The 7,721-nt window shown below is 40.9% G+C and carries 9 protein-coding genes and 1 pseudogene; 5 read left to right on the forward strand and 5 right to left on the reverse strand.

Features of this window, described 5'->3' with window-relative positions; all coding sequences use genetic code 11:
• The 5 genes and pseudogenes from C234_RS18070 to C234_RS0112460 all read right to left on the reverse strand — a co-directional run.
• Positions 1–166: pseudogene (locus C234_RS18070) on the reverse strand (IS982 family transposase); the annotation flags it as partial.
• A 322-nt stretch (positions 167–488) separates the two neighbouring features.
• Positions 489–905 carry an RNA-binding S4 domain-containing protein gene (locus tag C234_RS0112445; protein WP_027326038.1) on the reverse strand — a complete coding sequence of 139 codons (417 nt, stop codon included), beginning with the start codon at positions 903–905 and terminating at the stop codon, positions 489–491.
• A gap of 123 nt (positions 906–1,028) precedes the next feature.
• On the reverse strand, positions 1,029–1,595 hold the full coding sequence (pth, locus tag C234_RS0112450) for an aminoacyl-tRNA hydrolase (RefSeq protein ID WP_027326039.1): 567 nt from the start codon (positions 1,593–1,595) through the stop codon (positions 1,029–1,031).
• 128 nt (positions 1,596–1,723) lie between these two features.
• Positions 1,724–2,314, reverse strand: a complete 591-nt coding sequence (locus tag C234_RS0112455) for a 50S ribosomal protein L25/general stress protein Ctc (RefSeq protein ID WP_027326040.1) — start codon at positions 2,312–2,314, stop codon at positions 1,724–1,726.
• Positions 2,315–2,450: 136 nt separating this feature from the next.
• The gene (locus C234_RS0112460) at positions 2,451–2,822 is read right to left on the reverse strand and encodes a PUR family DNA/RNA-binding protein (protein WP_027326041.1); all 372 of its coding nucleotides are present in this window, start codon (positions 2,820–2,822) and stop codon (positions 2,451–2,453) included.
• Positions 2,823–2,990: 168 nt separating this feature from the next.
• Here C234_RS0112460 and nusB point away from each other — a divergent pair, with 168 nt between their 5' ends.
• The 5 genes from nusB to C234_RS0112485 are packed head-to-tail and all read left to right on the forward strand — an operon-like array spanning position 2,991 to position 6,384.
• Entirely contained in the window at positions 2,991–3,917 is a 927-nt protein-coding gene (gene nusB, locus C234_RS0112465; RefSeq protein ID WP_027326042.1) for a transcription antitermination factor NusB, read from the forward strand.
• A 39-nt stretch (positions 3,918–3,956) separates the two neighbouring features.
• On the forward strand, positions 3,957–4,277 hold the full coding sequence (gene yajC / locus C234_RS0112470; protein ID WP_027326043.1) for a preprotein translocase subunit YajC: 321 nt from the start codon (positions 3,957–3,959) through the stop codon (positions 4,275–4,277).
• Positions 4,278–4,301: 24 nt separating this feature from the next.
• Positions 4,302–5,315, forward strand: a complete 1,014-nt coding sequence (locus tag C234_RS0112475; RefSeq protein WP_027326044.1) for a CdaR family protein — start codon at positions 4,302–4,304, stop codon at positions 5,313–5,315.
• On the forward strand, positions 5,305–5,922 hold the full coding sequence (gene coaE, locus C234_RS0112480) for a dephospho-CoA kinase (RefSeq protein WP_027326045.1): 618 nt from the start codon (positions 5,305–5,307) through the stop codon (positions 5,920–5,922). The genes C234_RS0112475 and coaE overlap by 11 nt, the downstream gene beginning before the upstream one ends.
• Before the next feature lie 24 nt (positions 5,923–5,946).
• Positions 5,947–6,384 carry a DUF5606 family protein gene (locus C234_RS0112485; protein ID WP_021644362.1) on the forward strand — a complete coding sequence of 146 codons (438 nt, stop codon included), beginning with the start codon at positions 5,947–5,949 and terminating at the stop codon, positions 6,382–6,384.
• Positions 6,385–7,721 lie beyond the last annotated feature (1,337 nt).

Consider the following 7,721-nt stretch of genomic DNA (forward strand, 5'->3'; position numbering starts at 1 on the left):
AGAGAATCATTATCAGCATAACTTCTGCTTTGGACATAGTGGAGGAACGATGATACTTTCTCTTGTGAACCAGCCTTATAGTATATTTTGCCATCATGGCATCAAAAAACTTGCAGAAATCGTCTGCCATACAAAATATTTCAATAACTTTGTCTTCGGTGATCATAGCGATTTTTGTTTGTAATCCTTTGTTTTTTAGTACTATAAAGTTACAACAAATTTCGCTAATCACCAAATTTATAAGCACTTACAATTCGTCGAACTCACGTTATATTATCTCTTATTCGATGGAATATCGAGCTGTTTTTGAATCTTTGCATCGCAATCCGAAGAAGGCTCAAGAACTTCCTGCAAACTGCCGCAGGGGATGTTTTCTGATATATCTTCCCGGAATTTTGTAACGGACGAACTATGGCAAGAAAATGCGGATTATCGTATTTTCTTGGAGAAATGGAAAATACTAATATTAACCGGAAGTGATTGTTCGGTTATTCATCGAAATCAAAGTCAAAATCGAATTCGTCCATAAATTCCGGTGTCGTGAACTCGTCCAGACTGCGCCGGTCTTTTTTAGTCGGCCGCCCCGTTCCTCGTGCGCGATCAACAAATCCGCTGATTTTACTCATCTCCAACAATTCGTATTGATCGGGCGTGGTAACGTTTTCCATCATTTCGGGCACAAGTTTGGCGCCAACTCTTTTTTCAATGGCTTGTAATACTTTAAACGAATAGGTTACAGGCGGTTTCCTAACTTGGATAATATCGCCCGGTTTAATCATCCGCGAAGGCTTGATTTGCGAGCCGTTCATTGAAACACGTCCTTTTTTACATGCTTCGGCGGCAATGGTGCGCGTTTTGAAAATGCGTACTGCCCACATCCATTTGTCAATTCTTGCTTCTGCCATCTTTGGGTTAAAATGATTAAAGATTTTTATAGTGAGTTCTCTGATAGAGCGTCTTCGTTGTTCTTTGTGAGACCTTCTGCTCCTGCTCGAAATCTCCCCGAAATCCCTTATCGGGGTCTGTCATTATTTATTATTAAATTGGTTCATCGTGATATTTATGCCGGCCAGGCAAAAACTCTTGATGATTTCTCCGGCTTCTGCCAGCCTTTCATCCAATATCTTCCGGTCCTCATCACTGAAATGCCCCAATACATAATCCACTTGCCCGCCTTTGGGAAAGCCATTCCCGATACCGAAGCGCAACCGGGCATAATTTTGAGTACCTAAGGTCGCTGCAATATGCTTCAGACCGTTGTGACCCGCATCGCTTCCTTTTCCTTTAAGCCGAAGAGAGCCGAGAGGCAGCGCTATGTCATCTACAACGATCAGCACGTTCTCCAAAGGAATATTTTCTTTTTGCATCCAGTAACGAAGTGCCAAGCCACTCAGGTTCATAAAGGTGGAAGGCTTTAAGAGAATGAGCTGTCGGCCTTTGATTGAAAAGGAGGTTGTAAATCCGTATCGTTTATCAACGAAAGGAGCGGCATTGTTGGCTTTCGCTAACGCATCCACTGCCATAAAACCTATGTTGTGGCGAGTTTCATGATACTCGGGGCCAATATTTCCCAGTCCCACAATTAGATATTTGATCATTAGTCTCTTGCTGTTAATTTGGAATAAAAAAAGACGCAAATCAATGCAAATTAATGCAGAATAAACATCTGCTTTAATCTGCATTGATTTGCGTCTTACTATGATTTTACAGGAATCTTCTCAGATTACTTGCTTGCGGCGGCTGCGGCACCTCTTGCTGCACGAGTCAGCTTAACGGCACATACTACCGCTTCTTTTGCGCTCATCAGTTCCAGACCTTCGAAACTCAGCTCGCCCACTTTGATGGTTTTGCCCAGTCCCAAGTGAGAAACGTTGATTGTCAACTTCTCAGGAATTGCTTTGTAAGGAGCTTTCACTTTGATTTTACGCATTTGCAAAGCCAATTTACCACCGGCTTTCACACCTTCTGCCAAACCTTCCAACTGTACGGGCACTTCAATCACGATGGGCTTAACTTCGTCGATTTGATAGAAGTCTACGTGCAGAATGTTGTCTTTTACAGGGTGGAATTGAATGTCTTTCAAAATAGCGTTTACCTTTTTGCCGTCGATATCCAGGTCTACAACATAGATGTGAGGAGTGTAAACCAGATTGCGAAGTTCCTCATTGGCTACTGTGAAGTGAACGGTTTCACCTTTTCCGTAAAGTACGCAAGGTACACCACCGTTTTTACGAATTTCTTTCAAAGCTCTTGTTTGTTCCGAAGAGCGTTCTGCAATAGTTCTTGCAGTTCCTTTTACTTCGATAGATTTCATTTCTAATTTTTTTGTGTTACTCTAAATTAAGTTAGTTTGCTTAATTCACCATCACACGATGTGGGTTATCACACGATGTGCAAAAAAGCGGTGCAAAAATACGGTTTCTTTTTGAAATATCAAAGGGGTAGACGGTTTAAAAGTCGATATCGATTTTTATTTCATTATTGATTTCTCCGTTTTTTACTTCTTGTTCCGGGCTTTCCACTATGGCCTCTTCTCCTTCCTGACGGAGGTTGATGAATTCGATAGCCTCTGCCAAACCGGACATGAACTTGGAGAAATCCTCTTTGTACAAGAAAATTTTATGTTTTTCGAAGCTTACTTGAGAGTCGTCGCCTTCTCCCATTACCACCTTTTTACTTTCCGTAATAGCCAGAAACATTTCATCCTTACGGTTCTTTTTTACATCAAGGTAATAAATACGTTTACCGGCTTTAATAGACTTGGAAAAAACAATTTCCTTGTCATTCATGTCTGCATTCATTTTCTTTTTTAAATCTTCCATAAATTTCGGTCCGTTTATAATCGGCCTCAAAATTGGATATTTTTTTTAAACTGTCAAAAGAAAACGGGCAGAGAATGGAATGCCGCATTAAAAAAATGTGATTTGATAATGGAAAATCGCTAAAAATATCTACTTTTGCAGTTCAAAATAAAAGTATCAATTTGAATTATGATTAACAGAGTTCTTATTCGTCTTAAGATTATACAGATTGTATATGCCTATTATCAGAACGGTAGTAAAAACTTAGACTCGGCGGAGAAGGAGTTATTCTTCAGCCTTTCGAAGGCATACGACCTTTACAATTATCTGCTTATGCTGATGATAGCATTGACGGAATACGCACAGAAACGCATAGACACGGCAAAAGCCAAATTAGCGCCCACCAAAGAAGAATTGCATCCCAATACGAGGTTTGTCGACAACAAGTTTGTGGCGCAGTTGGAAGTCAATAAACAACTCATCGAGTTTGTCAACAACCAGAAGAGGACGTGGGCAAACGATCAGGATTTTATCAAAGAACTTTATGAGAAAATAGTCGAGACGGATGTGTATAAGGAATATATGGCTTCGGATGACCAATCTTATGAGGCCGACCGTGAATTATGGAGAAAGCTCTATAAAACCTGTATTTTCAACAACGAATCTCTCGACCAGCTGTTGGAGGATCAAAGCTTGTACTGGAACGACGATAAGGAAATTGTGGACACGTTCGTGCTGAAAACAATCAAACGCTTCGATCCTAAAAACGGATCCAATCAGGAGTTGCTGCCGGAGTTTAAGGACGAAGAGGATCAGGAGTTCGCGCGTCGTTTGTTCCGTCGTACTTTGCTGAATTCCGATTACTACCGTCATCTTATCAGCGAGAATACGAAAAACTGGGATTTAGATCGTATCGCGTTTATGGATATTATTATTATGCAGACAGCCTTGGCGGAAATATTGAGTTTCCCCAATATCCCCGTCAGCGTTTCGTTGAATGAGTATGTGGAGATTGCCAAACTTTACAGCACATTGAAGAGCGGCGGTTTTATCAACGGAACTCTGGATGGAATAGTTAATCAATTGAAAAAAGAGGGGAAGTTAACCAAAAACTGATACCTTTGTTTATATAGTAAAAACTAAAACTGATAATTTATGAACTTATTGACTGTTTTAATGCAAGCTCCTGCCGGAGCGGGAAGTGGAAGCATGATGTGGATTATGCTGATAGCCATGTTTGTTATCATGTATTTTTTTATGATCCGTCCTCAAAACAAGAAGCAGAAAGAAATAGCTAATTTCCGTAAGGCTCTTCAGGTAAATCAGCAGGTGATTACTGCGGGTGGAATTCACGGTATCATTAAAGAAATTACCGATGACTATGTGGTACTTGAAATTGCTTCGAACGTAAAAATCAAAATAGACAAGAACTCTATTTTCGCTGATGCTTCGGCTGCCAACACTCAGTCTAAGTAATCTTTTTCCTGTAAATAGAAGCCTATGCTCGATCGTAGGAAAATAAAGTATTTGTATTTAAAAACATCCAGAAGAATTAAGGATTTCCTGCTTAGCGACACAAGCAGGGAGTTCTTAATTTTTTTGTTTTTTTTCTTGATAGCGTCCGGATTTTGGTTGATTCAAACCTTGAATAATGATTACGAAAAGGAGTTTTCTATTCCTGTTCAGATGAAAAACGTTCCGAACGACGTCGTGCTGACCTCCGAGCCTTCTTCCGAGCTTCGCGTAAAGGTGAGAGACAAAGGGACGGTGCTTTTGAACTATATGCTGGGGCAAAGCTTTTTTCCCATAAATCTGAATTTCCAGGATTATAAAGGACGTAACAACCACATTAAAATTTATACGTCTGAGTTTGAGAAGAAAATACTCACTCAGTTGGCTGTTTCTTCAAAAGTGCTTTCGATAAAGCCCGATACGCTGGATTATATTTACTCGGCAGGTAAGGCTAAACTGGTGCCTGTCCGCTTTCGAGGGAAGGTGAGGGCAGGAGTTCAGCATTACGTCTCCGACACGCTTTATAATCCCGATTCGGTGTTGGTGTACGCTCCTGCGGGAACCTTAGACACCATTACGGTTGCTTATACTCAAGAGAATGAGTTGGGGGATATCTCAGATACCACCATCCGCAAACTGTCATTGGCGCCTGTGAAAGGAGCTAAGTTTGTTCCCGGTATGGTTGAAGTGACTTTTCCGGTGGATATGTACACGGAAAAGACCGTGGAAGTGCCTTTGCGCGGAGTCAACTTCCCCCCCGATAAAGTGTTCCGCGCTTTTCCCTCGAAGGTTCAAGTCACTTTCCAAGTCGGCTTGAAACGTTTTCGCAGTATCGAGTCTACGGATTTTATAATTAATGTCTCTTACGAAGATTTGTTGAAATCGGGTTCGGATAAATATAAGGTGAAATTAAAATCATATCCCGAAGGGATCACTCAAATCCGTATCGTGCCCGAACATGTTGATTTCCTGATCGAACAACTCTCTTCCGATGGTTACTAAAATAGGGCTTACGGGTGGAATCGGCAGTGGAAAGAGTGTGATTTCCCGATTGCTGAGAATAATGGGGATTCCTGTGTATGATTCAGATACGGAGGCGAAGCGGATTATTGCTACAGACCACACTGTTCGTCGGCAATTATCCGCTTTGGTCGGGCAGGATCTTTTTCGCAACGGGGAGTTGAATCGGTCTTTGTTGGCGGCTTATTTATTTGGAAAGCCGGATCATGCCGAAGGAGTAAACCGTATTGTTCATCCGCGCGTGAAGGAAGATTTCGTCAGGTGGACTTCTTCATACGAAGGTAAGAAATCTCTTGTCGCTATGGAAGCGGCCATTCTTCTGGAAGCCGGCTTTAAGAGCGAAGTCGATTTTGTAGTTATGGTGTATACTCCGCCGGAAGTAAGGATTGCGCGCGCCATGAAACGCGACGGATCATCCAAAGAGCAAGTTGTTGCCCGTATCCATTCGCAGATGTCCGATGAGCTCAAGAGGGAGCGGGCGGATTTTGTGATAACGAACGATGGTGAGACTCCTCTCATACCGCAGGTTTTGGAGCTTATTTCTTTGCTATCTGAAAATAATCATTACCTTTGCTCCGCAAAAAAATAAATAATAAACAAAAAGGAATATACTATGTTGAAGACTATCTTGTCTATCTCGGGCAAACCGGGATTATACAAACTTGTTTCGCAAGGAAAAAATATGTTGATTGTCGAATCGATCAGCGCGGATAAAAAACGATTTCCCGCTTACGGGACTGAAAAAATTATCTCTTTGGCGGATATAGCCATGTATACCACTACGGAGGAAGTTCCTTTGGCCAATGTGTTGAGCGCCATGAAGGAGAAAGAAAACGGAGCTGTGGCTTCTGTCGACCAGAAGAAAGCCACTTCGGAGCAGCTGCGCGAATATTTGGCGGAAGTATTGCCCGATTTCGATCGTGACCGGGTGTACACGGGAGATATCAAAAAGCTGATATCGTGGTACAATATTTTGGTTACCAACGGTATTACCGATTTCGAACTGAAAGAAAAAGAAGAGTCTGCTCCTGAAGAGGAAGCGGCAGAGTAAGGCGGGAGGTGCTAAGATTTTCCGTATCGTTTTTTATCTTTCTCATTGCGGGAAAAAATCTCTTCTCTTTCGTATCAACAACTGCGAGGCGTGTCCATAGAGGTGGGCGCGCCTCGTCTGTATGTATATCTTTGAAAATCCGTTTTACCGGACACACTGACCGGAACACTGTCCTCATATCTGCAAAATCCAAGATACTTGTTTCTTAAACGTATCTCCTTGTCTTACAGCCGTTCCTTTCGTAAGTCTGAAAAAGTACGTTTCAACGTCTCCGGTCGTCTTTACCAATCACCTTATAACTTATCATCATCATTGAAAAGTGTGTTGTTGGTTTTTCTTTTTAGAAACAACTGTTTTATTGTTAACCCAATAATTATGAGTCCTAAAACGATTGTGATCAGAATGAAAAAAGTGCCATGAAACGTTGTTACAATCCCGAAAAAACTCCAGTATAGGAATAATTTCATAATTTTATGCCAAGCATTGTTTTTCATAATTACTTGTTCCGGAAATAAGTATTATTGACAGATACGGAAATCATCATATCTTATTTTTTCGTTTTCTGTTAATGATGTATCAGTATTTTCACATAAAAGCAGTATTCTCAAGTCTGTTGTGAACATCTCAACAGGTCTTAAAATTAGAACTTTTTTTAGAAGTATGCAAGAAAGGAAATATAAATATTGGGGGCTCCAGATTTGATGGTCAATTATTTATCTCTTTGTTTGTTGCTGATAGAGCCTTTGTTTGTTGCTGATAGAGCCTTTGTTTGTTGCTGATAGAGCCTTTGTTTGTTGCTGATAGAGCCTTTGTTTGGTGCTGATAGAGCTTTTGTTTGCTGCTGATAGAGCTTTTGTTTGGTGCTGATAGAGCCTTTGTTTCTTACTGATGGAGATTTTGTCTGCTGCTAATAGAGCTTTTGTTTGCTGCTGATGGAGCCTTTGTTTTCCACTGATGAAGCTTTAGTTTCCCACTGGGGAAACTTTTGTTTCCCGCTGATGAAACTTTTGTTTCCCCACGGGGAAACTTTGGTTTCCCACCGATGAAACAAAACGAACTATGTGGTTTAATGTTTTTAGTTGACCACTTTACGGCTTATTTTCAAAGTGGGTTGACTCAGTTAATACTTATTTTTATTACAAGTTGACGCTCGTTTTTGGCTATTTGCTATTTAGGTTGACTTTAAAAAATATCAAACAATAACCAGTAAGAGTATCTCAGGGTATGATTCCTTTCTTGCCCCTCGACCTGTGGTTGTGTAGGATATTCTTTGTCGGTCAATGCAAAGTTAGTGATATTTTCCTAAGCAACAACCTCTTTGATGGCTTTCTCGCGGT

The organism is Bacteroides pyogenes DSM 20611 = JCM 6294, from assembly GCF_000428105.1.
In the GTDB taxonomy this organism is placed as follows: Bacteria; Bacteroidota; Bacteroidia; order Bacteroidales; family Bacteroidaceae; genus Bacteroides; species Bacteroides pyogenes.